The organism is Exiguobacterium sp. s91, from assembly GCF_018618915.1.
Lineage (GTDB): Bacteria > Bacillota > Bacilli > Exiguobacteriales > Exiguobacteriaceae > Exiguobacterium_A > Exiguobacterium_A abrahamii.
Genome location: NZ_JACSMZ010000002.1, coordinates 300,953 through 327,220 on the forward strand (window position 1 = coordinate 300,953; position 26,268 = coordinate 327,220).

Sequence of the window (26,268 nt, forward strand, 5' to 3'; positions counted from 1 at the left end):
TCATCAGACTCCTTTGTTGCTCACATGCTGATTCTAGTTCGACAGCATGTCAGGAGTCTCCTGTTTAATCGACGGTGAACGGAATCGGTTTCAAGTCGATTGGTGTATTCGTCACGGTGTTGGAATAGCCCGTTTGTAGATAGAAGTCATCGATTGCATCGATTTGTGACGCTGATAACGTGAACGTCGCCCGAAGTAACTTTTGTTTCGCATCGATGACTTCAACAGTCGGTTTGATTTCACGACCATCCGGTGGTTCGTTTCCTTGAATCAGGAACATGCTGTTTTTAACATCCAACTTGATATCTGAATTTTTTTGATCCGAGTTCGTCAAGAAATTGACCTGTACATGAGAACCGGACGTCTCTACCTGTTGAATCGTCATCTTCAATGGATGATGCGCATCTTGTTGCGTATAAGGGAAAGACGTCTTCTTTAATGACAGCCAATGTGTTTTCGGTGAAAGACGTAAAGAAGGATGCAACGTATAGGAACCGGATGGAATGATATAATTTCCGAATCGAATCCGCGAGACATCCGTTCGTTGCGACCCGCTAACCGTACCACTTACTAACGATGTTCCAACTGACCAGTTTTTGATGATCTCCTTCCCTTTATCATCAAACAGAGCCAGTTCTAGCCAATATTGATCCGACTTCGGATAAACCGCCGTATAATCAAACGTCGTACTTGCCTGTCCTTTTGTCATCTGTTTTAACGTGACATCGACCGCATAATCAGGATTTTTTACCGTCGTATTAAACGTCTGTTCAATCGCTTGCAATCGTTTGACTGGAACTTCGAATTGCCAGTTTCCGTCTAGACCAAACATTTCCGAAATCACGAGTGGTACCTGCATAGAATCACTTAACTTCTGTAAGCCGACATCATATTCGATTCGTGCTTTCCATACCTTACCGTCCTGTTTGAAATGTGCCAGTTCTTGATTTTCAGTACCTTCAAATCGTTTATCCCCTTTGAACACTTCATAAAACGCAGCTCGTTTCGTTTCGTTAACGTCTGGTACACCGGTTGCCGTCAGGTTCATCCCGATCGTCGTACCATCATAGTAGGCGTCGACGACCTTGATCGTAATGCCTTGATCGGTGACCGTCTGATCAATTGCTGTTGCAAGTTGTTTCTTCTCGATTTCCGTGCCGACTGTGCCCTGTTCTGTAAAGGGACGATACAATCCACCAATCAATGGAACATGCGACATTGCGGAAGCAAACGGTGGAACGATGAACGTCGTCACGAATAGCGAGGCGGCAAGACCCGCAATGGCGACGTACTGTTTCCGACGAGGACGTTGTTGTTTTCTTTCCGCTACGCCTTGCGTGATGCCTTGACGAATCCGGTCTTGTAAGGCGTTCGTTGGGACAGGAATTTTTTCATAGTCATTTCGTAGATCGTGCTGCTCCATAATCCATTCCTCCTAACTGTATCTTCAATTCTTCGCGTCCTCGCTTTAAGTATGTCTTGACCGTATTGAGGGTAATGCCGATGAAGCTTGCAATCTCTTTCATCGGAATATCATGAAAATAGAAAAGAATTAAGACATCCCGGTATTCTTTTCGCAGATGCGATAAAGCGTGCACGAGATCAAGATGTTCGTCTCGCGATTGGTCTTCCTGCACCGGAACATGAAGTAAGATGTCATCGGTTGGTTGTTGTTTTTCCAACACGCGATAACAATTGCGGATCAGGATTTTCGTGATCCATGTCACGAAATGTTTTGGTTCCTTCACTTGTTCGATCGAGATGAACGCTTTATAAACTGTCTCTTGTACGACGTCTAAGGCATCGTGTTCGTTCTTCACATATAGATACGCTGTTCGGTAGAGTTGTTCGCTATGTAGGAGCACCAATTGCTCAAATGCCGCTTCATCGTGCTTCATTGCACGGCGGACGAGTGTCGTGTGCTCGTTTCGTAAGTCCATCGTGTTCCCTCCCTTTACTAATTAGAGCATGATGAGCCGAGAAAAGTTTCAAAAAATATCCAAAAGAAAAGGACTCTTGCGTTCCAAGAGTCCTTCCATCCTTCAAATATCTAATCGCACCGCCATTTCCCGACCGAATCGATCCCCGTGGTCGATGAAGCCGAGACTTGCATACAGACGGTGTGCCGCCTGATTATCCGGTCGATAGCCGACGACGATTCGTTTCGCTGCAGGTAACACGCGCATCTCGTCAATTACGGCTTGCATCGCTAATCGTCCGATTCCGTTCCTTTGCTGCGCTTGATCGATCATGATGCGGTAAATCCAGTAGCCGTCGAGTTCTTCTAGTTCCGTGTTGTACAGCACAAAACCAACGACGGCTTCATCTGCCATGATCGCCCGAAGGACAAGGCTCGGTTCGAACTTCGCTTGCGCGATCGAGTAGACGTTCGCTTCCATGAAGTCTTGCTGTTCTGCTGTCAGTGTCAGCTCACAACACGCTTCCCAGTTTTCTGCTGTTACCGGTACAAGTTGAATCATGTTCATTTCCCCTTTTAGTTAGACGGGAGTTACCTCCAGCGTCTGTTGATCACATCGTTGCACAGTGATCGCCCCCTTTCCTTCTCTCTCCTATCGGTTGGTTTAATTCATTGTTGAAGAACTACTGCGTTTTCAAGCAAAGCAGGTAGTTCGGCTAACGAAGTAATCATAAATGTCGGCGTGATATCCGTTGCTGATTTTCCTTCTGGATTAAACCAACATGTTGCGATACCAGCTTGATTGCCACCTGCGATATCAGCTGACAAGGAATCCCCGACGATGATCGTTCGCGCCGGGTCGAATTGCGAAATTCGCGCAAACACATGGTCGAAAAATCCTGCCATCGGTTTTTGAAAACCCGTCTCCTCTGAAACGAAAATCTCTTCAAAGAAATCCGTTAATCCAGCGCCCTCGAGCCGTGCGCGTTGCGTCTTCGAAATACCGTTCGTGACGACGTACATCGTGACGTTTCCGGCTAGCTGCTCAAGCAGCGCCGTCGCACCCGGAATCAATTCTGTTCCTTGTGCGAGATAGCCACGATACGTTTCGTCAACTTCTTGTCCGTCGACCGTCCGTCCTTCTTCCGCGAAGAACGTCACGAACCGTGAGTGAATGACTTCCTCGCGTGTCACCTCGCCTCGTTCAAGTGCTTTCCAAAGCGCTTGATTGAGTGTTTTATAGCGCGTTTCTCGCTCCGTCGTCCACTGCAACTCTTGTTGCTCGAGCAGGCGGCGAAAGGCAATCCGTTCCGTCGCTTCAAAATCGAGTAATGTATGGTCAATATCGAATAATACCGTCGTGTAAAACATATTCAAGCTCCTTTTCGTACGTGTTGTACAGTCGTTGTTTTCCCGCCCAGTTGAAATAACAGAACTCCGCCACCAATCAATAGGACACCGAGTGCTTTCGTCCACGTAAACGGAACGGTCTGTAAACCGAACCAACCGAGCGTATCCCAGAGTAAGGCAAACAGGATTTGTGATACCATGACGATCGAAATCGCTCGACTCGGTCCGAGTTGTTGAACGCCTTGCGTCACACAGAGGACGACACCGACACCAATGATTCCGCTGAACCAAAACCAGGTTTGTGCCTCTTTTAGTGCAAATAGTTGTGATCCTTCGACGATCAGACCAATCGTCAGTGAAGCGAGGAACCCGAGTCCAAGGACTAGCGTTGTCGTCGCCCAAGCACCGACGTGTTCTTTGACTTTTGCGTTAAACGTATTTTGAATACAGACGAGCATGCCCCCACAAAGGGCAAGGATGATTCCCGTAACCATGTCGCACCTCCTTCATTCGTAAATGCTTTCTCCGACTCGTTCCATCAATCCGTCTCGATCAATGATTTCAATCGTATGCTGTGTCCGGCGAATCAACCCATCGTCGACGAACTGGCGTAAGACACGATTGACATGACGATAGCTCGTTCCGATCAAATCTGCCGCATCGACGAGTTCCTTACTCGCAAAAGCATCCGTATTAGGTGTCATCGACAACAAATAACTGGCTAGCCGAACTTCAACCGGGTACAACAGATTGAAGCTGAGCGTATGCGATTTTAATTCAAACTTTTTCGTGATCGTCTCGAGTAAAAATAATAAAAAGGCAGGATGATGGACACGTGCTTCTTCCAAATCCGGATAAGCAATGCATAAGACGGTCACTGGTGTCACTGCCTCGACCGTGTTCATCAAATCAATCTTTCGGACGAACTCAATATCGCCGACGAGATCAAACGGATGCTTGAAGGACAACACGAGACGTTTCCCCGTTGCCGACATATGCGTGATCTTCAATTTCCCTTCGACGAGCAGGTAGAGTTCTTGCGCAACATCGCCTTGTCGGCATAAAGCCTCACCCGATACGAACGTCTGAATGTGCATCGCCTTGCGTAGCGATGCGTCAAAGACATGCGTTAACTGATACCGTTCCAAATAGGTCACAATGTCCGTCACTTCTTCTCCTCCTTAGCTCTTTAAGATGAAGATGCCTGCGACCATCATCAAGATGCCGATGATCTGCGGTCCCCGCAGTCGACGTTTCATGACGCCGAACCAGCCTCTTCCGTCAATCCAGAGTGCCAGTGCTAATTGCGCCAGTAAAAAGAGCGAAATCGTCAAAGTTACGCCCATCCGGTGGACAGCTGTCATGTTGCTGAATAATATGATCGCTGCAAAGGCACCCCCTGCCAGATAAAGCGGTTTGACACGTCGCATCGCTGAAAAACTACGATCCCGTAAGACGATCGCTAAGAGAATCGCAACGATGAACCCAGTCATCTGAGTGATCGTTGCTGCTTGCCATGTCCCGATCGTCTGACTGATCCGGGCATTGGCGACACTTTGGAGCGTCAAGAAAAAGCCACCAGCAATCGCAAATAAGACACCTCGCATGTGCATACTCCTCTCCTATTCCATGATACTTTCATTTAACGAGAGTCCATCTGATTTGAACAGGACATTTGTCCTGAGACAGCATAGTGATGTAAAAAAGGATGAACGATATCAACCTCGTTCATCCTTTCATCCAATTCAAACAAAATTCTAAATCCAGTTGAAGATGCGCTTTCATCAATCGCTCCGCTTCTTCTGGTTGATGATTCAAAATCGCTTGATAGATCTCATCATGTTCTTCAATCAAGAGTGGTCGTTTATGGTGGACAACAGTCTTACGGAATAGATAGATGATGGATTGCATCCGATCAATGATATCAATCATCACCGGGTTGTTCGTTGCCCCGACGATCACATCGTGAAATTCCTTGTTCGCCGCCATCACTTCTTCGAGTTCGCCCGTTCTACCGATTTTGACACACTGCTTCAACTTTTCTAAATCAGCTTCTCGCATATATGTCGCACAATGACTGGCTGCAAAGCCCTCAAGCAACATTCGGACTTGAAAGATGTGTCGCAAATCCATGTCGCTCGGATTGACGACACGTTTTTGCTTAATCAATCCTTCTTGCTCCAGTTTTCGAATCGAATCTCTGACGGGAGTACGGCTAATTCCCATTTCCTCAGCTAGACGCTCTTCGACTAACTTTGTTCCACGTTCCAGTTCTCCGTTTAAGATGCGATCCCGGATGTATTCATATGCCTGAACATATGCTAATTGCGTCGTTTTCTTCCCCACAGACATCGTCTCCTACATTCGAATTTCTTCTAGTTCAAAGTATAAGTTTAATATTGGGAATTGGAAAGAGACATATTTTTGTATACATCTTTAAATAAATTGTATACAAAAATGAACTTAGTGTGTACAATTCGGTTAAAGACTTTATGAAAGCGCTATCTTTTTATGAAAAGGAGTTTGATCAAATGAATACACGCGTTGGATTTATTGGTTTAGGCATCATGGGAAAACCGATGGCCTTGAATATACTAAAAGCCGGATATGACGTCACGGTGAATGATTTAAATACGGAAAGTATCGAGACACTCGTTCAAGCGGGTGCGGTATTCGGAACACCTGCTGATATGGGAGCGACGTGTGATGTCATCATCACGATGCTACCGGCGTCGCATCATGTCGAGCAAGTCGTCCTTGGAGAAAACGGTCTCTTACAAACGGCTACAGCTGGAACGATCTTGATTGATATGAGTTCGATTTCCCCCGTCGCCTCGGTCGAGATTGCACAACAAGCAGCACTACGCGGAGTTGAGATGCTCGACGCACCCGTCAGTGGTGGAGAACCGAAAGCAATCGACGGGACGCTCTCCATCATGGTCGGCGGGAAAGACGACGTCTTTGAAACCGTCCGACCACTCCTAGAAGTCATCGGTGCCAGCGTCACGCTCGTCGGCAAAAACGGGAGCGGTGTCACGGCTAAGCTTGCCAATCAAATCATCGTCAATTTAAATATCGCTGCCATGTCCGAGGCATTGACGCTTGCCGCAAAAGCTGGCATCGATGTAGAGAAGATGTATCAAGCCATTCGCGGCGGTCTTGCTGGAAGTGCTGTACTCGATGCGAAAGTACCGTTGATTCTAGAGCGAAACTTCGTTGCCGGTGGACGCATCGATATCAACTTAAAAGATATGACGAACGTCATGGAAACCGCGCATGAGATCGGTGTTCCTTTACCCCTCTCTAGCCAACTCGTTGAGATTTTCCATGCATTAAAAATTGATGGAAAAGCTGCGGATGATCACGGCGGCATCATTCAGTACTACGAAAAATTAGCACATGTTGAAGTAAGGAAGGTGTAAACGATGATTTCGACATTCCCGACATTACCAAGTAAAACGACACTCAACCAATTACCATCCCTACCGGATGCAACAGTAGTCGATGAATTATTAGTTGAAGCCTTACATCAGTTTCCTCATAAAATCATCGTCCTCGACGATGATCCAACAGGTGTGCAGACCGTCCATGGCGTGTCTGTCTATACTGACTGGACGAGCGAAAGTATCGAGGCCGGATTTAGCGAAGACCAGTCGATGTTTTTTATTTTGACGAATTCTCGTGGATTTACGCGTGAAGAAACACGACAAGTCCATGAAGACATCGCGGCTACCGTCCAAGCCGTTTCCGATCAACGAAATCAGCCGTTTATTTTAATCAGTCGTGGTGATTCGACACTTCGTGGTCATTATCCGCTCGAAACGGACGTCTTACGCCACACCCTCGAACAACAATCCAGTGGTCACTTCGACGGTGAAATCCTGATGCCATTCTTCCAAGAAGGTGGTCGTCTTACGATCAACGATATCCATTATGTGCTCGAAGACGACACACTCGTACCGGCAGGTCAAACAGAGTTCGCAAAGGACCGGACGTTCGGTTATTCCGCTTCGCACCTTGGGGAATGGGCAGAAGAAAAATCGGGTGGAGCTTTCCCAGCAGACACCGTCATCTCCTTATCACTGGATGATTTACGGCAGGTCCGTCTTGACGCACTTGTGGCACAACTAATGAACGCTCAAGATTTCAATAAAATCATCATCAATGCGACAGATTATCTTGATGTCAAAGTCGCGACGATTGCTTTGATTCGCGCAATGAATGCAGGAAAACGATTTTTATTCCGGACGGCCGCAGCTTTTACGAAAGTCATCGGTGGAATCGATCAGCGTCCCCTCCTGACAAAAGAAGAACTCGTGTCCGATACGACGCCTGGCGGTTTAATCATGATTGGATCACATGTCCAAAAAACGACAGAGCAACTAGCCGAATTAAAAACGTGTGACTTCATTCATTTCATTGAGTTTGATGTCCATCTTGTCCTGTCTCCTGATCAATTCGAACAAGAAATCAATCGAATCATCACGACGACGGAACGATTGATTGCATCTGGACAGACGGTTGCCGTCTATACGAGACGAGAGCGTCTCGACCTAGGAGAGAATCAACAAGAGAATGAATTAAAGCTATCCGTTAAAATTTCTGATGCTGTGACGAGCATCGTCACCCGTCTGGATGTACGTCCAAGCTACATCATCGCTAAAGGCGGAATCACGTCAAGTGATATCGGGACGACTGGTCTGAAAGTCAAACGAGCAACTGTTGCCGGTCAAGTCAAACCCGGTATCCCGGTTTGGAAAACAGGAGCCGAAAGTAAGTTCCCCGGACTGACATACGTCATCTTCCCAGGGAATGTCGGTTCGAAGACGACGCTAAAAGAAGTCGCAGAACTACTTCACGCTTGATAATTTTGTAAGCGGATACAAGAGGTGAGTCATCACCTCAGTGGAATTCATGATATGAAGGAGAGATCTTGATGGTTACGGGTAATTTATTGGTCGTCATTTTTATTCTGTCTCTAGCTCTACTGTTCATTTCCATCCTAAAGCTTAAAATCGAACCGTTTCTGGCACTTGTAGCGATCTCCATCTTGACGGCTTTAGCCATCGGGATGCCTGTCAAAGAAGTCGCATCCGTCGTCACGACTGGTTTCGGGAACACACTTGCGGGTGTCGGTATCCTGATTGGTCTTGGTGTCATCTTTGGTCAATTTCTTGGTGCATCGGGTGCTGTCGAAAAGATTGCCCAAGCTGTCTTGAATGTGTTCGGACCTAAAAAATCCTCTGCCGGACTCGCCCTAACTGGAACAGCGGTTTCCATTCCTGTCTTTTTTGATGCAGCTTTCGTCATCTTAAGTGGATTGATTCGTTCGCTCTCTTCTAAAACAGGTATCTCCGTCGTCAGTTTCGTTACGGCACTCGGGGTTGGTCTAATCGTCTCGCATAACATGATCGCCCCGACACCTGGACCACTCGTCGTCGCAGAAAATACAGGATCAGAGCTCGGCTTCTTCATTCTGTATGGGATCATCGTCGCCATTCCAGCTACTCTCGTTGGTGGTTACCTGTACGGTATGTTCATCGGAAAACGAATTAAGCATTCTGGCGACATCGAAGAACTATCGATCGACCCAGCGGATTTACCAAAGAAAGAAATCGGCACAGGACTTAGCTTCTTCATGTTAGCTTTACCCATCGTCTTGATTTTATTGAATACGGTCTCTCAACTGCTATTTCCCGGAACTTCGATTGCGACGTTCTTTGGATTCATCGGTGAGAAAAACGTTGCCTTATTGATTAGTGTCTTTGCTGCTGTCATCTTATTACGCCCATACATCGCAATCCCGAACGCACGCTTATACTCGGAAGCGATCAGTTCAGCCGGAATCATCATCTTGATTACTGGAGCCGGTGGTGCCTTTGGTGCCGTCATCAATAATAGTGGCATCGGGGATCACCTCATTACGACGATGCAAAACTGGAGTATCCCGGTTCTTTTGCTGGCATTCATCTTTTCGCAGATCCTCCGGGCGTCACTTGGATCAGCGACGGTCGCCCTCGTTACGACATCGAGTATTCTCGGTCCGATGGTCGGAGAATTAGGTGTGTCTCCGATTCTTCTCGGCCTAGCGATTTGTGCTGGTGGAATTGGACTTTCTTTACCCAATGATTCAGGTTTTTGGGTCGTCAACCGGTTTGGTAAATTGACGATTCCTCAAACACTTCTTGCTTGGACGGGCGGTGGCTTTATCGCTGGTTTAACAGCGCTCGCTACAGTCTTCCTCTTAAGTCTATTCACAGGGATTTTACCTGGACTCTAACTCAAAAATGCCACCGATGACATTCATCGGTGGCATTTTTGTTCATTCGTTTTCCAATCGTTTAATCGCTTCATCCAGTTGTTCCTGATCTTCTTCCGACAACTTCGGATATTGTGGATCAATTTCCTTCAAGACGTCATTCATGACTTCGGTGACGATATAGCGAGAATACCATTCGTCATCTGCCGGCAAGATGTACCACGGTGCATACGATGTCGATGTCGCTGAGACGAGCTCAGCAAAAATCTCATGGTATTCATCCCAGTGCTTGCGTTCCTCAATATCACTGAACGAGAATTCGAAGTTTTTCGTTGGATCCTTCAGACGAGTCAATAATCGTTGCCGTTGCTCCTCTTTTGAGACGTGGAACAAAAACTTGACGACCCGGAAGCCGTTCTCGACGAGATAGCGTTCAAAGTCATTGATTTGGCGATAGCGCATCTGCCACACATCTCCGTCATCCGGCTTTTCCTCTTCCTCGAGCAAATCATGGATGCGTGGCGCAATGACTTCCTCATAATAGGAACGGTTCAAGATGCCGACTTCGCCTTTTTCCGGTAGTCCTTCGTGGATCCGCCATAGATAGTCATGTTTTTGCTCCGTATCCGACGGTTTTTTGACGGAAATCGTCCGGAGTCCTTGTGCGTTTAGGTTCGAAAAGATGTAGCTGATCGCCTCATCCTTCCCCGCTGCATCAATCGCTTGCAGGATGACGAGGACGCCGTTCTTCTCTTCGGCATGCAAACGCCAGTGTAACTCTTGTAACGTCTCGACACTTTTCGGAATCCGCTTCTCTCGCAATTCCGCTTCCGAAATCTCATGTTTTTCTGATGTCGGGTAATTCGAAAACGAGACTTGCTCGCCTTCCTTAACACGATAGGATGACAGTTTCATGGTAGGGCTCCTCCTTTAATTGCTTCTAAAGGGGGTTTACCCTACTCGTTCGTCCTGAAAACGTTCAGATGAACTTATCTTTTCAAAAGGAGATGGACTCCATCTTCTAGCGTCGTCACAGGACGACCGAGTAATTCTTCAAAATCAGTACTTTCTACTGCCAGAGTTCCGGCCGCGATATCTGCCTGGATACCCGTCAACATTGGAATCAAGAAGTCAGGTAAGCCAGCTGCTTGCATCCGCTCGCCATAGGTCGCGCCATCTACTTCGTCTACAGCGACCGATCGGTTAAGCACTGTTCCGACTGCATTCGCAAGTTCTGCTTGTGTATGCAACGGTCCAGAGAGTTCATAGATCGCTTTTGGATGCTCAAGCGTCAGCCCCGTCGCAATCGCTAGCGCATACTCATCTTGTAACGCCCATCCGACTTTTCCTTCGCCTGCTGCCGTTAACCAGTCTGCGCCTTGTGAAACGGCATCCATCGTTCCGAGTTCATTTTCGAGATACCAGTTGTTGCGGAAAAAGACATACGGGGTACCTGTCGCTTGAATCGCTTCTTCTGTGACCCGATGTGTTCGCGCAAGTCCGTTCGTACTGTGTGCCGCATTAGCGATGCTCGTATAGCCGATCAGCTTGACGCCTGCCGCTTGTGCTGCCGTTACGGCGGCTTGATGTTGCCGGATCCGTGTTGCTTCTTCACCGTCCGTCGAGATGATCAGCAGACGATCGATACCTTGAAACGCGTGTCCTAGTGTTTCCGGCTGATCGAAATCACCATGCCGGACGTCGATTCCTTGCGCTGCAAGCGACGCTGCTTTTTCAACGTCACGGACACTAACCGCTACCTGTTCGTTACCGACTTGTTCACTGAGATGTTGCACGATGCGCGCACCTAATTTTCCGGTTGCTCCTGTAATTAACCATTTCATGATGAAACCACTCCTTTTAAGTTTGATGTTGTTCTTCATGATACGCCAGGTGATACACTAAAAAAAGTAGGCACTTATCTGAAACTAGGTCCCTCAAAACGAACCAATGGGAGAGGATGAACGTCGCTGTATTCGATTCAACGACCAATCAACGGACGGCTTGTCCAGTCACTCGGGTCCAACAGATGGTCGCTGGCAAATGGAAGATCATCTTGCTGTGGCACCTGACACACGGGACGCATCGTTTTCATGAACTGCAACAATTAACAGGCATCTCTAAAGGAACATTAACGCGTCAGCTTCGCGAACTCGAGGCGGACGGTTTGATTCAACGACACGTCTTTGGCGAAGTTCCTCCTCGCGTTGAATATTCCCTGACGGATGCCGGACATAGTTTTTTACCGATTCTTGACCAAATGGCAGCTTGGAGTGAGCAACACTTCCAGGGGGAATGATCGTGAGTAACAAAAAAACATGCGCTTCTTCTCGATTCAGAAAAGAAGTGCATGTTGTCGTTCATTTCGTCGCTGTCACCGTCTGACGTAAGTGGGTATCAATCGCCTCTGCGACGCGTAATCCGGAGATGACAGCACTCTCGACGCGCGTCCGCCCTGACGCATCATCGGCTTCAAGGAACGCATCCCCGGCAAGCCAAAGCGGATGTGCCGCTAGTTTCAAATGCGGTGTCCGGTAAACCGCACGTGCCTGAGCGTAACGCCAACGTTTGAGCTGACGCGAAACAATCGTCACCGGTCCGAGTTGCTGTTGTAACAGCCGCTCGACTTCAGCGAGTGTCTCTTCTTCCGGACGCTCGTACCAGTCTTCACTGAAGCGAGCTGTCATATAGACGCTCAAGAGTGTCGTCTTCGAAATCTGCTTCTCGGCATTATTGACGAGTTTTAGCATCCCATCGACGAGTTGTTCGTCTTGTAGGCCGACTTCCCCGATCGTCAGTCGCTCTTTGATTTCAAACAGACCCACGAATGTCGGCTCGAACGTCACTTGGCGCAACTGCTCATGATCGTCATCTCCAAGCGCCAGATCAGAAGACTGCAACAGTTCATATGCTTGCGGCACAGGCGCCGTCACGAGTAACGCATCATACGTACCTTGATGATCCGTCGCTTGTGTGACGAGTTCGCCTTCCGTTGCCGTAATATGCGTGACCTGTTCATTCAACTGGACAGGAATCCCTCGACCAATGGCTTGTACGAGTTGATTCATGCCGTTCGTCGCGACATAGCGTGGAAAATCCGTTCCGAACCACTTACGAACCCATCCCTTCTCAAGCCATTCGTCGACTTCGCGTTCCAACTCTTCCGTCCGAACCGTGAAGAAGACGGCACCATGATCCGCTGTTCCTTGATCAATCCGACGAGTTGCCATTCGCCCCCCGACGCTCTGGCTTTTTTCGATGATTTCAACAGCATGTCCTGCTGCCTGCAATTGACGTGCCGCAAAGATTCCGGCGAGTCCACCACCGATGATTCCGATTCGTTTCCCTGTCATCTCGCTTCCCCCTCATATTCCTCATTTCCCTAAGTATAGAGGTTTCTTCCAAGACATGGGTGAATCAATACCCGTCCGATATGCTCGTCGTTTGTAATTCCTGCTCGATGAGCATGATGTTCTCTTCAAAGAACGCCCGGTGCTCTTCTAGTCCACGTTTGATGCACCAGCCAACGGCCGTGAGTGCTTCCCACAAGCGATAGTATGCTAGATACGTCTCAATCGGCACGTCTGGGTGTAACGTCGCGTATCCTTCTTGAAATGCCGTGACGTAAATGGAACCGAACGTATTGAGATTACGGACGATCTTCGTGAAGTCCATCTCGACGGCCCCGTAGCGGGTCGTCTCGAAATCGATCACCCCTGTGACTTGATCACCTACCGTCAGTAAATTTGCTAGGCGGAAGTCACAATGTGTGGCAACGGGACGTGAAGGCTCCGGTAACGACTGTTCTCGTCTGACTAACTCTGTTTGGATGTTCTCTAAAAAAACCGGATCGAGTTCGGTCGTGATGAACGGCATGAATCCATCGAGTTTTTCATTCCGGAAGCGTCGCCAGTCCTGAACCGGATAGGCATAAAATCCATCTTCCGTATACTCGCCGTAAGCTTCTCCTGTACACGTATGCAGCATTGCGAGCGTTCGACCAATTTCGTACGCCAATTTTTTAGTCATCGTGACCGGTGCCTGTCCCGGTAAGGCAGCAAGCACGAACGACCCGGTCGTCTGCCCAGGAGCTGCTTCAGCTAAGATGTGCGGCACGGGTACAAACCCTTTTAGTACACGAATCCAGCCACGCTCTCGGTACCACTTTTCAGCCGTATAGGGACGCTTCAAGAAGACGATCTGACCATCCGTTAGGACGAGACGATCGACTTCAGAACTATACGATTCGTCGACAGTCGCGCATGTTGCGACGTCGAGTTGAAAATGTTCAATCCATTCGTCTCGTGTCATTCCGTCGTCCCCACTATTTTCTGTAGCGTTTCACCTGGTAGACCGTCAATCGGTCCAACATAGGTCGATTCAAAACCTAATCCGATCAAAATACGGCGCGACGCTTCATGTGCTGGATCAATCGTCGCCGTGACGACCTGTAGCTCTTCTTCTGTCGCTAACTGTAAGAGACGCTCTGCAATCGCTGTGCCGTATCCGCGTCCCCACTGATCGGGTAGCAGCATGTAACCGAGCTCTGCTTCAAACGGTTGCGTTTGACTCCGGGTCATGTGCCCAATTCCAATCCATGTCTCTTCGGTATAAATCAGATACGATCCGAGTCGGTCGTGCTGCTGTTGTTCAAGGATTCGCTCAAAGCGTTGTTTCGTTTCCGTATCTGTTAATGCCTGTTCCGTGATGTAACGCATGACACGTTCATCTTGGACGAGCGTCGCGTAGCGATCGTAATCAGACGCTGTTATTTTTCGTAATTCAATCATCTTATTCTCCTCTTCATGTCCGGTAGTCATTGTGGATTGGGGTGAAGATATCTTCCGTCGACGGACGAACGATCGCAAAATGTTCGACGTTATAATGACCGTGCAAGACTTGATTGTGGTGGGCAATCATTTGCTCCGGCGTCAGGACATCGGACCCGTTCGTCGTATGCCCATCGGCGACGAGTGTGACATCAAAGCCATGCACCGTCGCACTGCGCACCGCGGTATCGATGCAGTGTTCCGTCTTACAGCCTAAGACGATCAGATGTTCAATCGATGCTTGGCGTAGATAATCGAGCAAGGGGGTGCCGTGAAACGCATTCGTCGCCGCTTTATCGAACGTGACACTGGAAGCTGGAACGGGAATCGAGTCATGGACTGCAAACCCAGGTCCAATTCCACCAGCGACGTCCAGATCCCGAATGAAGACGATCGGGATGTTCCGTTCGTCTGCTTCAAGTACGACTGCTTCGATGACATGCGCGACTTGTTCTTTTAAGTATACCGGACGTTCTTCCGTGTTTCCGTCGACGAGTTCCTTTTGAAAATCAATCACTAGGACCGCTTGTTTCATCGTCATGTTCCTCCTTGTAAAATCGACTGCTTGTTTCCTTCCCGTTCATCTGAATGATTTCCTGCTCCTGACAGACGCGAAACTTTTTAGCTGTTGGATTCGTTAAGAAGAAGGAAAGGATGTGTCTGGATGATTTGGTTTGGCGTCATCTTCTTATGTGTGCTTCTCGTCAATCTGACACTGGAGAAACTGATCATGAACCGGACGATGACACGTCGCTGGTTCGTACGCAACTTACTCATTTGTCTCGGGATCACTCTATTACTATTCGGGATCGAACGTTATGTCCTATCCGGATTCTAAAAAAGCAGATAGCGATTTTCGCTACCTGCTTTTTTTAGTTAATAGACTTCGTAATTTTGCCCCGTCTGCGCCCCTTCGACACTCTTTTCGAACGCGGTCGCGACACGTGACGCCGGAACGGCTTCAAAACCACGGAAGAAGGGTCCGTACTTCTCGAGCGACTCAATCAGTACGTTCGGACTGACGCTGTTGATTCGAATACCTCGTGGCATCTCGATTGCTGCTGCATGAACGAACGCTTTAACCCCACCGTTTGCAAGCGCTGCGGATGCGCCTTGGCGAATCGGATCGTCCATCATGATGCCGGTCGTCAGCGTAAAGCTTCCTCCGTCTCGTACTGACGGTAAACCAAGTAGGACCAGATTGACCTGACCTTTTAGTTTACTGTCGATTCCAATTTGATTAAGCTCCGGTGTTAAGTCCGTCAATGGACCAAAATGAGCGCCACCTGTGGCACTGATAACAGCATCAACAGAACCGACTGTTTCATACATCGCTCGGATACTTGCTTCTGACGTAATATCGACTTGCACATCCGCTCCGCTTCGTCCGGCACGAATGATGTCATGCCGCTCACTCAGCCGTTCGACGACTGCCTGCCCAATCGTTCCGCTTGCTCCTACTACTAAAATTCGCATGATCCCTTCCCCTTTCACGTCTAGCTTACCTATCTAGCCTACTGCACAGCAGCTGATGGTTTCAAGGAATCTACCGGATGCGTCTTCAAGAAGACGAGGATTTCTTCGAATAAACGTTGTTTATCCCGATCGAGCGTTAGTAAATGTTTACTGTTCGGAAGAAGGACCTTTTTCTGATCTCGGCTCGGCACTGTCGTTTCGATTCGCTCGAGACTCGCATGATAGACGGCATCATCTAAGGCACCAAGGAACAAGGCGATGGGCTGTGTGATTTTCGGCAAGACGACTCCTGTGTCGAGAATGAACTGTTGCAGTGCCCGTAAGTCTTTCTCCGGGCGTGGAAAATGACGGTCGACAAAGTCTACGATCCACTCCGGTGAACGATCGTCAAATTGAAAATACCGTTCTGTATACCGACGGACGCGGTGCTCGAGTCCCGCAATCGTCCGCTCAAGAATCGGCGTCGAGAGTAAGATGAGTCCGGCACATCCTGACTGTTCTGCTAGTCGAAGTGCCATCACTCCACCGAGTGATTGTCCGATCAAAAAGATGTCTTTGTGTCCTCGATCTTGTAAAAACGCGAGTCCGACTTGCGCGGACTGCCAGACGTCTTCGATCGTCGTCTCAAACAAGCGCTCCGGCGATTCCCCGTGCCCGGCGTAATTGGGCGCGTAACAGGTATACCCGGCTGCATGTAAAAAACGAGCGAGTCCCCGCATCTCATTCGCACTTCCAGTAAAACTATGTAACAACAAAACAGCAGGTCCGGGTCCTTCTAAGTACAGATCCTTTGATTTTGTAATCAAGTTCGCCCCTCCTTTTCATCTCTTCACACTTCCTCTACCGAAGCATCCTCCCGTAACGATTCTATAATCCGAAAGCCTGGGTAGTCCGCTTCGGATCGTCGTTCGCCACTTGACCGATAATAAGCATTCCAGTAACTGATCATCCGGTCTTCGATTCGCTTCATGTATGCCGGATCATCCTCGACGAACCGCCGCTTCACTTCCGGATCCCATTGCTCGATTGCGGGTACGATGATGTCGACGATGTCACGGACGTACTCACTAGCAAGTTCGATGATATAGGCAAGAACCCATCCGTCGTGTGGATGGTTTTTAAGTAACTGCTGAAGATAATGCTCACGAACATGACCATCATGGTGACGGGTGTAGAGACAATATAACATCGTTTGTTGTGTCGACGTCAGTTCCTCGATCCGCTCCGAGTCGATTTCTGACACGTATAAACGCATCGGAATCTGTATCTGTTCCTGCTCTACTTTCACTTTGATTGTTCCTGGTGATAAGCGTGTCCATGCAAATGGTAAACACGCTTTAACGACCCGAACGTCCTGTTCATATCTCTTAGGAAATGCGGTGATCCAGCGGTTCATCTCGTTCTCCTCCTAATATAAAAAACTCCAAACGGCAGACGCTTACACGCCTGTCATTTGGAGTCGATTTGTTTCCTTATTCAACCGTTACCGACTTCGCCAAGTTACGTGGCTTATCGACGTCACAGTCGCGACCGAGTGCCGCGTAGTATGAGATCAATTGAAGTGGTAAGACCGACAAGAGCGGTGACAAGAGTGGCTCGACTGCTGGGATGACGAATGCATCCGTCGGCAATTCAAGACCTTCTGCTGCGATGACACACGCGTTTGCACCACGTGCGACGACTTCCTTGACGTTCCCACGGTTGTTGAGGTGAACATGTGGTTGTGTCACGAGCGCGATGACCGGTGTGTTGTCTTCGATCAAGGCGATTGGACCGTGCTTGAGCTCTCCACCCGCGTATCCTTCTGCTTGGATATACGAGATCTCTTTGAGTTTCAATGCACCTTCCATCCCGACGTATGCATCTTGTCCACGACCGATGAAGAACGCGTTACGTGACTCAGACAAGTATTCTGTCGCGATTTCTTGGAAACGATCTTTTTGAGACATGACTGATTCCATCGCACTTGAGATTTTACCGAGTTCCTTCATGAGATCGAAGTTGACGGCAACCCCTTTTGCTTGAGCAAGGTCAAACGCAAGGACAGCAAGAACAGCGATTTGAGCTGTATACGCTTTTGTTGAAGCAACGGCGATTTCTGGACCTGCGTGGAGCAACAATGTTGCGTTCGCTTCACGTGACAATGTTGATCCTGGAACGTTCGTGATCGTCAGTGCCGGGTGACCGAGTTTCTTCGCTTCGACGAGAACGGCACGGCTATCCGCTGTTTCACCTGATTGTGAAAGGAAGAGGAAGAGCGGTTTCTCTGTCAATAATGGCATGTTGTATCCGAACTCAGAAGAGATGTGAACTTCTGTCGGGATGCCTGCGATTTGTTCGATCAACTGTTTCCCGATCAAACCAGCATGGTAGCTTGTTCCGCAACCGATGATGTAGACACGATCACGACCGAGTACGAGATCACGGACCGATTGGTCGAGTGTGATGTCGCCTGCTTCGTTTTGATATTTTTGAACGATGTTCCGGATGACTGCTGGTTGCTCATCCATCTCTTTGAGCATGTAGTGCGCGTATGTTCCTTTTTCGATGTCTGATGCATCGATTTCAGCCGTGTACGCTTCACGCTCTTGGACGTTCCCATCGAGATCTTGGATCGTGACGCTATCACGCGTCAAGATGATCATCTCGCCATCATGCAACTCGATGAATTGATCCGTTACTTGTAACATTGCCATTGCGTCTGATGCGACGACGTTGAACGTACCGTCACCGAGACCAACGAGAAGTGGTGATTTGTTTTTTGCGACGTATAAGACGTCTGGATTTTCAGCATCGATCAATGCGAGGGCATACGAACCGTGCAAGACACGGAGTGTTTGACGGAATGCTTCCGCGACGTCACCTGTCTCGTTGAAGTTCTTTTCGATCATCTGAACGATGACTTCTGTATCCGTGTCGCTGAGGAGATCGACATTCAATTCTGCTTTTAGCTGCTCATCGTTTTCGATGACGCCGTTGTGCACGAGTGTGAAACGTGCTGACGCACTTTGGTGCGGGTGCGCGTTTGGTACGCTTGGGACACCGTGTGTTGCCCAGCGTGTGTGTCCGATTCCGACTGTGCCGTCTGCATCAGCAGGAACGACTTCGCGTAGCGCAGCAATCCGGCCTACTTCTTTATGGACTTGGACGCCGTCGTTGACGAACGCAAGACCTGCCGAGTCATAGCCGCGGTACTCGAGCTTCTCGAGACCTTTTAATAAAATTTCCTTCGTGTTGACCTGTCCGATCATACCTACGATTCCGCACATGTTACATCTCTCCATTTACAAGTATTTCCCTAAAGAGGAAACGGCTCTTGTTGAGAGGATCCCAATCGGTCTGTTTGTCCGTCCAATCACTTGAACGATTTCAGAACGATTTACGGTATGGATCTGGTACCGGGAGGCATCCGCCGAATGATTCGATAAACCTCCACCTCGTCAGCTTTCATCCTACGAAGAAAGCCCTGGCGCTTCTTGTTTCCGTCTGACCCCGTTTCTGTCCGACTTCACCATCATACGAACTTTAATCTGAAAAAGCAAGAAAGGTAACGTATTTGTAACTATTCCCGATATTTTTCTAATCAATACGTATAATCCCTATATTTTGTAAAAATCTCAATCTATTTTTCTAAAATAATTGTAAAAAAAGAAGCAGAGCAATCGCTCTGCTTCGGGCTACTTAGTTTTCTTGTAACGCGTAGTTCTCACGAACGACGTTCGCGATCCGCTCGACGTATGCATCACATGCTTCTTGTGTCGGAGCTTCTGCCATGACACGAACGAGTGGTTCTGTTCCTGACGCACGAACGAGGATCCGTCCATTCCCCGCCATCTCTGCTTCGACTTCAGCAATGATTGCCTGCACGGCAGGACCGCTCATTGCGCCATTTTTGTCTGAAACACGGATGTTTACGAGACGTTGTGGGAAGATCGGCATCTCAGCTGCAAGTTCCGATAACTTCTTCCCTGTCGCTTTCATGATTTGCAACAACTGGACGCCTGACAACATGCCGTCCCCTGTCGTTGAGTAGTCCATGAAGATGATGTGCCCCGACTGTTCGCCACCGAGTGTGTAGTCGTTCTTACGCATCTCTTCGACGACATAACGGTCACCGACTGCTGTCTGAAGCGCCGTCATCCCATTTTCTTCGACGGTTTTATGGAAACCAAGGTTACTCATGACCGTCGCGACGATCGTGTTGTCTTTCAGACGACCGAGTTCGTTCAAGTATTTTCCGCAGATGAACATGATTTTATCGCCATCGACGATATCACCGTTCTCATCGACTGCAATCAAGCGGTCGCCGTCTCCATCAAACGATAAACCAACGTCTGCGCCTTTTTCCTTAACGAAGGCAGCAAGGTGTTCAGGGTGTGTCGAACCGACACCATCATTGATGTTGAGTCCGTTCGGAGTTGTACCGATCGTTGATACTTCTGCTTCCAAGTCACCGAATAGACGTGGTGCGAGGCTTGACGTCGCCCCGTGTGCACCGTCGATCGCGACATGGATACCTGAGAAATCTTCATCCGATGTCTGACGAAGCATGTGGAGATATTTCTGAGCCCCTTCATAGTAATCATGAACGAAGCCGAGTTCTTTTCCGGCTGGGCGTGGCAATGTATCTTCTGCTTCATCGAGCAATGCTTCGATTTCAAGTTCTGTTGCGTCATCGAGCTTAAAGCCGTCTGAACCGAAGAACTTGATCCCGTTATCTTCCACTGGATTGTGCGATGCAGAGATCATGACTCCGGCTGTCGCATCCATCGTTTTTGTCAGGTATGCAACACCTGGTGTCGAGATGACACCAAGACGCATGACTTCTGCACCGATTGATAACAGACCCGCGATGAGTGCATTCTCAAGCATTTGACCAGATACACGTGTATCGCGTCCAATCAAGACTTTTGGTCGTGTGCTTTCGTGTTTCGTCAACACGTAACCACCTGTTCGACCGAGGCGATACGCAAGTTCCGGTGTCAATTCTACGTTTGCGACGCCGCGTACGCCGTCAGTTCCAAAATACTTACCCATGTGTTATTTCCTCATTTCACTAATTTGTTTTAATTGGTCGGAATCGATGTCCGGGGAATTGCTTTTAATGTGACATCCATATTATCCGGACGCAGGACATCAAAGGCTTTTGATGTCTGATACGAGATCGGCAATCCATGCGTTCCTTCTTTTAATCCTGTCACGTCGATGACCGCTTTGATATCCGTCGCATCAATCGATGCTAAATCAGATTCTTTCCCGCGGACGACGACATCAATCGTTTGATTGTAATCAATCGTATACTTTGATTCATCGAATCCATTCAACGTGACCGTCACACCCGGAATTGTTTTCTCCGCTCGATCCTCGACGGTTTCTGTCGTCGAATTGGCATTTTCTTTTTCGACGACGATATTGACGGTGACCTGTGTCGGATCCATCGCCGTCGCGTTTTCTGGTTCGACGAGTTTGACGGTTTTTTCGGTCGTCTTCGTCAATCCTTTGAGCGAGACCGCTTCTGTATCAACAGAACCGATGCGCTCTAATTCTTCTTTTGTTCCATATAGACGAGCTTCCGTTGTGACGGGAACGATCTTGACGACGGTATACCCTTTTTTGACGTTGTCTTTTGTCTTCACATTAATCGGTACCGTCTTACTTTCCTTATAGATCGGTACTGTGATTTCTAATTGTTCCGGTTGATAAGATGCACTGATCGTATTCCCGTTCGTGTCAGTCGCTTTAGCATTGAACGTCTCTTTGAACGTCTCTGCCCGACCGGTCACATCGATCGGTACTTGGATTGCTGAAATCGCCTGTAACTTCTCCGCGCCTCCTGTGACTTCAACAGTTTGTTGGTTTGGTTGCGCTTCTCCAGCGACATATCCTTCAGCGATTTTGTTTTTATTGAGTAATGCGACTTGTACCGGTACTTCCTTTGTAATCTTCTTATCGAGGAAAACTTCAATCGTCTCCTGTTTCGGTGTCACCTCGACATCTTTTCCGAAGCCGGTTGCTGTGACACGGACACGATGATAGCCAGGGTCGAGTCCCTTCAAATCAATCGATAATCCAAAATCCTGAACGAGCCGGAGCATCGTCAAGCTACTCGACGGCCCTTTGACGGTCACTTCCATACTATCTGGAATATTATAGGCGACCCACTGCGATTCATCATACTGGACCGTGACCGGCACGTCAAATTTCGTCGAACCTTGTCCCGCGATCGGTAATAGACTAGCGGCATCACTTTTTCCCGTCGTATTCGAACCTGCGACCATCAAATACAACATGACGGCTAAGGCGACGGCAACGATGCGTAAAAACCAGCGTTCATTGAACCACTTTTCGAACATTATTTTTTCGCCCCCATCCAGTTCAAGAAGGAAGTATTCGTCGGTTCGGCCTTGACGATCGTCTCAAGTAACTTCGTCCGTAAGGATTCTTCGTCGAGTTCCCGGTACAGACGTCCATTGATGGCGAGTGAGACACCACCCGTTTCTTCCGAGACGACGAGCGTGACGCTATCCGTCACCTCACTGACACCGATGGCAGCGCGGTGACGTGTTCCAAGCTCTTTTGAGATATGTGCACTCTCAGACAGCGGTAAGTAACACGCGGCTGCTGCTAACTTGCCTTGCTGGACGATGACGGCACCATCATGTAAGGGTGTATTCGGAATGAACAAGTTGATCAGCAACTGACTCGTGATTTGTGAACCGAGCGGAATGCCCGTCTCCACGTATTCACTCAGTCCTGTCTCGCGTTCAATCGTCACGAGTGCTCCGATACGCCGTTTTGACATGTACTGAGCAGACGATACGAGTGCATCGACGATTCGAACTTGTTCATCTTCATCACTGATGGCACTACGTGAGAAGAATTTACTCGTTCGTCCTAAGTGTTCCAGTCCACGCCTTAGTTCGGGTTGGAAGATAATGATAATCCCTAGTAACCCGTAGGTGATGATTTGATTCAATAAGAATTGCAATGTTTTGAGTCCAAAAAAGCCACTCAAGAACCAACTGATCAAAATGACCGAGATCCCTTTAATGAGCTGGACTGCTTTTGTTCCTTTGACGATGATCATGAGACGGTAAATGACGAACGTCACGACCGCAATATCAATCACGTCATTAATATAATCGTACCAATGTACGTTTTCTCCCAGTTTCAACAATTGAAATTGAAGTGGTTGCCAGCTGAAGTAATTCACCAACCGTGCCCCCTAACTCATCTGATTTAAACAGTTTCCATTATAGCACAAAGGGACGAGTTCGACTCGTCCCAGCTGATTATTGAAATAGACGCTTGATTCCGTACCAAACGCGTTCGAATAATTGATCAATTTCCTTGATTTCTCCGGTCACGCTACCAGCACTCGCCGTGTACGCTTTCCCGTCAACGGTCATGACGTCGCCATTGACTTTCCCTTCGATTCGAACGTTCCCGCCTTCAACATATAGATCTTGATCGACCGTGACGCCTTTCGGGACGACGACCTCGCCATTTTGAGCGACGATACCTGGTGCATTCGTATAGGATAAGTCATGTTCTTCTTGTGCCATATAACCACCTAGGCTACCGACCGACAAGAGTAAGAAAACAGCCGCTGCCGCGAGCAATGGGTACTGCTTCATCTTACCTCCAAAACGAGACGGTTGCGGTTGGTGCAGCAAAGCAGCGCTTGGCGTATCCACCTGGTCGGGCAATTGTGCCAGCACGCGGGATGTAAAATCTGCCGATAATTTGGGCGCTGGAAGTTGACGCAGTCGAGCATCAAGGAGTCGATACTCTTCGAACTCGTCCATCGCGTCTACTTCTCGTAACTCTGCTTCTAATCGCTCGAATTCCTCAGGTGGTTGGTTTTGGTCTAAATAATCCTGGATCCGTTCATGTACATGCTCTCGTGACATGGTGAGTTCCTCCTTCTCATCGTTTGGCAAAATGCTTCTTCAGCGCTTCTCGTCCACGATGAATTCTAGTTTTGACAGTAGCGACAGGTAATTCGATCATTTCACTGATTTCCTTTAGCGAAAGATCCTCTACATATTTCAGGACGAGTGGGACACGGTATTTTTCTGGTAAAGCCGCAATCGCGTCCCCGACTTCGTTTCGTTGCTCGTTATCGACCACTTGGTCCTCCGGCAAGGTGTCCTTGCTCTCGAGTTGTGAATACAATGTCAGTCCTTCAGTACCTGACATCTCAGCATCAAGAGAATAATCAGGTTTCTTTTTCCGTAATCGGTCAATCGATACGTTCGTGACGATTCGGTACAACCAAGTCCGGAACTTCCATTGTGCATTATACGAATCAATCTTCGTAAATACACGAATGAAGGCTTCCTGTGTCGCATCCTCCGCTTCCATTCGATCGCGCAAGACACGGAAAGCCACAAGAAAGGCACCTTCCTTATATAGATCAACAAGTGCCGCGAATGCATCACGGTCTCCCTGTTTCACTCGCTCAATTAAGCGTAGTGTCGTTTCTTCCACTTTGAATACCCCCCGCTCTATGCGGTCAATCTCTTATACGAAGTCGACCGATAAATGTTTCATCTCCTTTTAAATTGTAACAAAAAAAACTTGAACCCCGATGAAAAGAGTTCAAGTTCTATCCATTATTTTACTAAGCGATGTGTTTCCATTGCCAAAAGTAGATCTCCGATTAGTTCATTCGCAAGTTCTGCTGTTCCGTTTCCTTCTTCAAGTAACGGATTCACTTCAACGAATTCAGCTGCAATGAAGTCTTCTGCCGTTGCGCAATGCTGGAGCACTGTCTTCGCATCGTCTAAGAAAATACCGTCAGCGACACGTGTTCCTGTACCGACGACGAGTGATGGATCGAGACCGTCCATATCGAAGCTAAGATAGAACGCATCCGTCGTTTCCTTCAAATAGGCAATCGCTTCTTCCATGATCGCGTCCATTCCCCGAGTTCGGATTGCTTCCATATCATAGACACGAATACCAAGACGATCAATCAGCTCTTGTTCGCCTGGATCAACGTCACGTAATCCGATGAAGACGAGATGTTCCGGTTGCAGCTTGACATCTGTTCCTCCGACTTCCGTTAAACGCTGATGTCCTTCCCCAAGGGCTACAGCGAGCGGCATACCGTGGATGTTGCCAGACGGTGATGTTTCCGGTGTATTCAAATCACCGTGTGCATCGAACCAGATGACGCCAAGACGTGGTACAGTCTGACGTAACCCTGCAATCGTTCCGATCGCCATGCTGTGATCACCACCGACTAATAACGGAAAACGTTGCTCCGATAACGCATCACGTACAATTAGATGCAAGTCATTCGTCGTATGGACGACGCCTTCAAGACGTTTCAGCTTCGGATCTTCTTCTCGAACCGCATCCTCGGATAAGACAGCCGCTTCCCCGTAGCGTACTGCTTCTTGCCCCCGTGCTTCGAGTGTCGCGAGTAGACCCGCTTTTTCGACAGCAGCAGGTCCGTGTTCAGTGCCCGGCTTTCCTTGTCCATAACGGTACGGTACGCTGATATACGCAATGTTCATACGATATTCCCCCTATGTCATAGTCACTTCTACATATATTGTAAGCGGTAACAAACAAGTGGTTCAACTCAACAAAAAAACGCATGAATATACAAAAAAACACCGTGAAGGGAATCACGGTGTTCTTGCGTACGTACTCTGGTTATGCTTGGCATTTCATATAAAAAAAACTTAAGACGAACGAAACTCGCTTAAGATCTTTAAATAAAATTGGTGGAGCCTAGCGGGATCGAACCGCTGACCTCCTGCGTGCAAGGCAGGCGCTCTCCCAGCTGAGCTAAGGCCCCAAAAGAAAAAGCGGAAGACGGGATTCGAACCCGCGACCCCGACCTTGGCAAGGTCGTATTCTACCACTGAACTACTTCCGCAAGAAATGAGCCATGCAGGATTCGAACCTGCGACCCTCTGATTAAAAGTCAGATGCTCTACCAACTGAGCTAATGGCTCGACATGGTGGGGGGGGGCGGATTCGAACCGCCGAACCCGAGGGAGCGGATTTACAGTCCGCCGCGTTTAGCCACTTCGCTACCCCCCCAGTTTGTCTAGGAAACTTATACAATTGAGAAAAACAGTGCCGGCAACAGGAGTCGAACCCGCGACCTACTGATTACAAGTCAGTTGCTCTACCAGCTGAGCTACACCGGCACAAAAAGTATAATGGTGACCCGTACGGGATTCGAACCCGTGTTACCGCCGTGAAAGGGCGGTGTCTTAACCGCTTGACCAACGGGCCATTGGCTCCGCAAGTAGGATTTGAACCTACGACCTACCGGTTAACAGCCGGTTGCTCTACCACTGAGCTATTGCGGAATAAATTAAATGCCTGGCAACGTCCTATCCTCACAGGGGGAAGCCCCCAACTACTTTCGGCGTTCAAGTGCTTAACTTCCGTGTTCGGCATGGGAACGG

The 26,268-nt window shown here is 48.4% G+C and carries 29 protein-coding genes, 7 tRNA genes and 1 rRNA gene; 5 read left to right on the forward strand and 32 right to left on the reverse strand.

What is annotated here, in order from left to right:
• Positions 1-64: 64 nt before the first annotated feature.
• The 8 genes from KNQ06_RS12930 to KNQ06_RS12965 form a co-directional block, all read right to left on the reverse strand.
• Entirely contained in the window at positions 65-1,423 is a 1,359-nt protein-coding gene (locus tag KNQ06_RS12930; protein WP_149426623.1) for a DUF4179 domain-containing protein, read from the reverse strand.
• Positions 1,398-1,940, reverse strand: a complete 543-nt coding sequence (locus tag KNQ06_RS12935) for a sigma-70 family RNA polymerase sigma factor (RefSeq protein WP_149426622.1) — start codon at positions 1,938-1,940, stop codon at positions 1,398-1,400. Before KNQ06_RS12935 ends, KNQ06_RS12930 begins: the two co-directional genes overlap by 26 nt.
• Positions 1,941-2,042: 102 nt before the next feature.
• Complete coding sequence (locus KNQ06_RS12940; RefSeq protein ID WP_483299331.1) at positions 2,043-2,480, reverse strand: GNAT family N-acetyltransferase; 438 nt, start codon at positions 2,478-2,480, stop codon at positions 2,043-2,045.
• 107 nt (positions 2,481-2,587) lie between these two features.
• On the reverse strand, positions 2,588-3,289 hold the full coding sequence (locus tag KNQ06_RS12945; RefSeq protein WP_149426621.1) for a YjjG family noncanonical pyrimidine nucleotidase: 702 nt from the start codon (positions 3,287-3,289) through the stop codon (positions 2,588-2,590).
• A gap of 2 nt (positions 3,290-3,291) precedes the next feature.
• Entirely contained in the window at positions 3,292-3,762 is a 471-nt protein-coding gene (locus tag KNQ06_RS12950; protein WP_023466690.1) for a DMT family transporter, read from the reverse strand.
• A gap of 12 nt (positions 3,763-3,774) precedes the next feature.
• Positions 3,775-4,437 (reverse strand): Crp/Fnr family transcriptional regulator, encoded by a 663-nt coding sequence (locus KNQ06_RS12955; protein WP_353049199.1) that lies wholly within the window; start codon positions 4,435-4,437, stop codon positions 3,775-3,777.
• Between the two features lie 12 nt (positions 4,438-4,449).
• Positions 4,450-4,875 (reverse strand): DMT family transporter, encoded by a 426-nt coding sequence (locus KNQ06_RS12960; RefSeq protein ID WP_023466686.1) that lies wholly within the window; start codon positions 4,873-4,875, stop codon positions 4,450-4,452.
• Between the two features lie 121 nt (positions 4,876-4,996).
• Positions 4,997-5,614: a GntR family transcriptional regulator gene (locus KNQ06_RS12965; RefSeq protein ID WP_215084891.1), complete on the reverse strand. Its 618-nt coding sequence runs from the start codon at positions 5,612-5,614 to the stop codon at positions 4,997-4,999.
• Positions 5,615-5,799: 185 nt separating this feature from the next.
• On the opposite strand from KNQ06_RS12965, the gene garR reads away from it, so the two are divergent.
• The 3 genes from garR to KNQ06_RS12980 all read left to right on the forward strand — a co-directional run bounded on the left by garR (position 5,800) and on the right by KNQ06_RS12980 (position 9,548).
• Entirely contained in the window at positions 5,800-6,690 is an 891-nt protein-coding gene (garR, locus tag KNQ06_RS12970; protein WP_149426620.1) for a 2-hydroxy-3-oxopropionate reductase, read from the forward strand.
• A 3-nt stretch (positions 6,691-6,693) separates the two neighbouring features.
• On the forward strand, positions 6,694-8,133 hold the full coding sequence (locus KNQ06_RS12975) for a four-carbon acid sugar kinase family protein (RefSeq protein WP_215148539.1): 1,440 nt from the start codon (positions 6,694-6,696) through the stop codon (positions 8,131-8,133).
• A 71-nt stretch (positions 8,134-8,204) separates the two neighbouring features.
• Positions 8,205-9,548, forward strand: a complete 1,344-nt coding sequence (locus KNQ06_RS12980; RefSeq protein ID WP_215148541.1) for a GntP family permease — start codon at positions 8,205-8,207, stop codon at positions 9,546-9,548.
• A 42-nt stretch (positions 9,549-9,590) separates the two neighbouring features.
• Here the strand turns inward: KNQ06_RS12980 and KNQ06_RS12985 are convergent, their stop codons facing one another.
• Positions 9,591-10,442, reverse strand: coding sequence for a PPK2 family polyphosphate kinase (locus KNQ06_RS12985; RefSeq protein WP_029343121.1), 852 nt, complete (start codon positions 10,440-10,442; stop codon positions 9,591-9,593).
• 74 nt (positions 10,443-10,516) lie between these two features.
• Positions 10,517-11,371: an NAD(P)H-binding protein gene (locus tag KNQ06_RS12990; protein ID WP_215148543.1), complete on the reverse strand. Its 855-nt coding sequence runs from the start codon at positions 11,369-11,371 to the stop codon at positions 10,517-10,519.
• Between the two features lie 116 nt (positions 11,372-11,487).
• On the opposite strand from KNQ06_RS12990, the gene KNQ06_RS12995 reads away from it, so the two are divergent.
• Entirely contained in the window at positions 11,488-11,826 is a 339-nt protein-coding gene (locus KNQ06_RS12995; RefSeq protein WP_041254964.1) for a winged helix-turn-helix transcriptional regulator, read from the forward strand.
• Between the two features lie 61 nt (positions 11,827-11,887).
• Here KNQ06_RS12995 and KNQ06_RS13000 read toward each other — a convergent pair whose 3' ends face one another.
• The 4 genes from KNQ06_RS13000 to KNQ06_RS13015 all read right to left on the reverse strand — a co-directional run bounded on the left by KNQ06_RS13000 (position 11,888) and on the right by KNQ06_RS13015 (position 14,891).
• Positions 11,888-12,880 carry an NAD(P)/FAD-dependent oxidoreductase gene (locus KNQ06_RS13000; protein ID WP_215148545.1) on the reverse strand — a complete coding sequence of 331 codons (993 nt, stop codon included), beginning with the start codon at positions 12,878-12,880 and terminating at the stop codon, positions 11,888-11,890.
• A gap of 64 nt (positions 12,881-12,944) precedes the next feature.
• Positions 12,945-13,838 carry a phosphotransferase family protein gene (locus tag KNQ06_RS13005; protein ID WP_214724782.1) on the reverse strand — a complete coding sequence of 298 codons (894 nt, stop codon included), beginning with the start codon at positions 13,836-13,838 and terminating at the stop codon, positions 12,945-12,947.
• Positions 13,835-14,317 (reverse strand): GNAT family N-acetyltransferase, encoded by a 483-nt coding sequence (locus tag KNQ06_RS13010; protein ID WP_167507516.1) that lies wholly within the window; start codon positions 14,315-14,317, stop codon positions 13,835-13,837. The genes KNQ06_RS13005 and KNQ06_RS13010 overlap by 4 nt, the downstream gene beginning before the upstream one ends.
• Positions 14,318-14,330: 13 nt before the next feature.
• Positions 14,331-14,891 (reverse strand): isochorismatase family protein, encoded by a 561-nt coding sequence (locus KNQ06_RS13015; RefSeq protein ID WP_215148547.1) that lies wholly within the window; start codon positions 14,889-14,891, stop codon positions 14,331-14,333.
• 129 nt (positions 14,892-15,020) lie between these two features.
• Between KNQ06_RS13015 and KNQ06_RS13020 the strand changes: the two genes are divergently transcribed.
• Positions 15,021-15,194, forward strand: coding sequence for a hypothetical protein (locus KNQ06_RS13020; RefSeq protein ID WP_215148549.1), 174 nt, complete (start codon positions 15,021-15,023; stop codon positions 15,192-15,194).
• A 38-nt stretch (positions 15,195-15,232) separates the two neighbouring features.
• Here KNQ06_RS13020 and KNQ06_RS13025 read toward each other — a convergent pair whose 3' ends face one another.
• The 18 genes from KNQ06_RS13025 to rrf form a co-directional block, all read right to left on the reverse strand.
• Positions 15,233-15,832 (reverse strand): short chain dehydrogenase, encoded by a 600-nt coding sequence (locus KNQ06_RS13025; protein ID WP_149426613.1) that lies wholly within the window; start codon positions 15,830-15,832, stop codon positions 15,233-15,235.
• A 38-nt stretch (positions 15,833-15,870) separates the two neighbouring features.
• Positions 15,871-16,638, reverse strand: coding sequence for an alpha/beta hydrolase (locus KNQ06_RS13030; RefSeq protein WP_215148551.1), 768 nt, complete (start codon positions 16,636-16,638; stop codon positions 15,871-15,873).
• 23 nt (positions 16,639-16,661) lie between these two features.
• The gene (locus KNQ06_RS13035) at positions 16,662-17,228 is read right to left on the reverse strand and encodes a hypothetical protein (protein ID WP_214805791.1); all 567 of its coding nucleotides are present in this window, start codon (positions 17,226-17,228) and stop codon (positions 16,662-16,664) included.
• 76 nt (positions 17,229-17,304) lie between these two features.
• On the reverse strand, positions 17,305-19,101 hold the full coding sequence (gene glmS / locus KNQ06_RS13040; RefSeq protein WP_064300436.1) for a glutamine--fructose-6-phosphate transaminase (isomerizing): 1,797 nt from the start codon (positions 19,099-19,101) through the stop codon (positions 17,305-17,307).
• A gap of 412 nt (positions 19,102-19,513) precedes the next feature.
• Positions 19,514-20,869, reverse strand: coding sequence for a phosphoglucosamine mutase (glmM, locus tag KNQ06_RS13045; RefSeq protein ID WP_029343107.1), 1,356 nt, complete (start codon positions 20,867-20,869; stop codon positions 19,514-19,516).
• Positions 20,870-20,898: 29 nt separating this feature from the next.
• Positions 20,899-22,185, reverse strand: a complete 1,287-nt coding sequence (locus KNQ06_RS13050) for a CdaR family protein (protein ID WP_064300434.1) — start codon at positions 22,183-22,185, stop codon at positions 20,899-20,901.
• Positions 22,185-23,045, reverse strand: coding sequence for a diadenylate cyclase CdaA (gene cdaA / locus KNQ06_RS13055; RefSeq protein WP_050676886.1), 861 nt, complete (start codon positions 23,043-23,045; stop codon positions 22,185-22,187). Before cdaA ends, KNQ06_RS13050 begins: the two co-directional genes overlap by 1 nt.
• A gap of 79 nt (positions 23,046-23,124) precedes the next feature.
• A complete protein-coding gene (locus KNQ06_RS13060; RefSeq protein ID WP_149426610.1) occupies positions 23,125-23,745 on the reverse strand; it encodes an anti-sigma factor in 621 nt (206 codons plus the stop codon).
• A 16-nt stretch (positions 23,746-23,761) separates the two neighbouring features.
• Positions 23,762-24,325, reverse strand: a complete 564-nt coding sequence (gene sigW, locus KNQ06_RS13065; RefSeq protein ID WP_023466660.1) for an RNA polymerase sigma factor SigW — start codon at positions 24,323-24,325, stop codon at positions 23,762-23,764.
• A 125-nt stretch (positions 24,326-24,450) separates the two neighbouring features.
• Positions 24,451-25,359, reverse strand: coding sequence for an arginase (gene rocF, locus KNQ06_RS13070; protein ID WP_023466659.1), 909 nt, complete (start codon positions 25,357-25,359; stop codon positions 24,451-24,453).
• Positions 25,360-25,570: 211 nt separating this feature from the next.
• A tRNA-Ala gene (locus KNQ06_RS13075) sits at positions 25,571-25,646 on the reverse strand.
• Positions 25,647-25,655: 9 nt separating this feature from the next.
• Positions 25,656-25,727: transfer RNA gene (locus KNQ06_RS13080), tRNA-Gly, on the reverse strand.
• Positions 25,728-25,733: 6 nt separating this feature from the next.
• A tRNA-Lys gene (locus KNQ06_RS13085) sits at positions 25,734-25,806 on the reverse strand.
• Positions 25,807-25,810: 4 nt separating this feature from the next.
• Positions 25,811-25,894 (reverse strand) — tRNA-Tyr (locus tag KNQ06_RS13090).
• A 37-nt stretch (positions 25,895-25,931) separates the two neighbouring features.
• Positions 25,932-26,004: transfer RNA gene (locus KNQ06_RS13095), tRNA-Thr, on the reverse strand.
• A 13-nt stretch (positions 26,005-26,017) separates the two neighbouring features.
• Positions 26,018-26,092, reverse strand: a tRNA-Glu gene (locus KNQ06_RS13100).
• Positions 26,093-26,094: 2 nt separating this feature from the next.
• Positions 26,095-26,169: transfer RNA gene (locus KNQ06_RS13105), tRNA-Asn, on the reverse strand.
• A gap of 11 nt (positions 26,170-26,180) precedes the next feature.
• Positions 26,181-26,268 (reverse strand): 5S ribosomal RNA (rrf, locus tag KNQ06_RS13110); the annotation flags it as partial.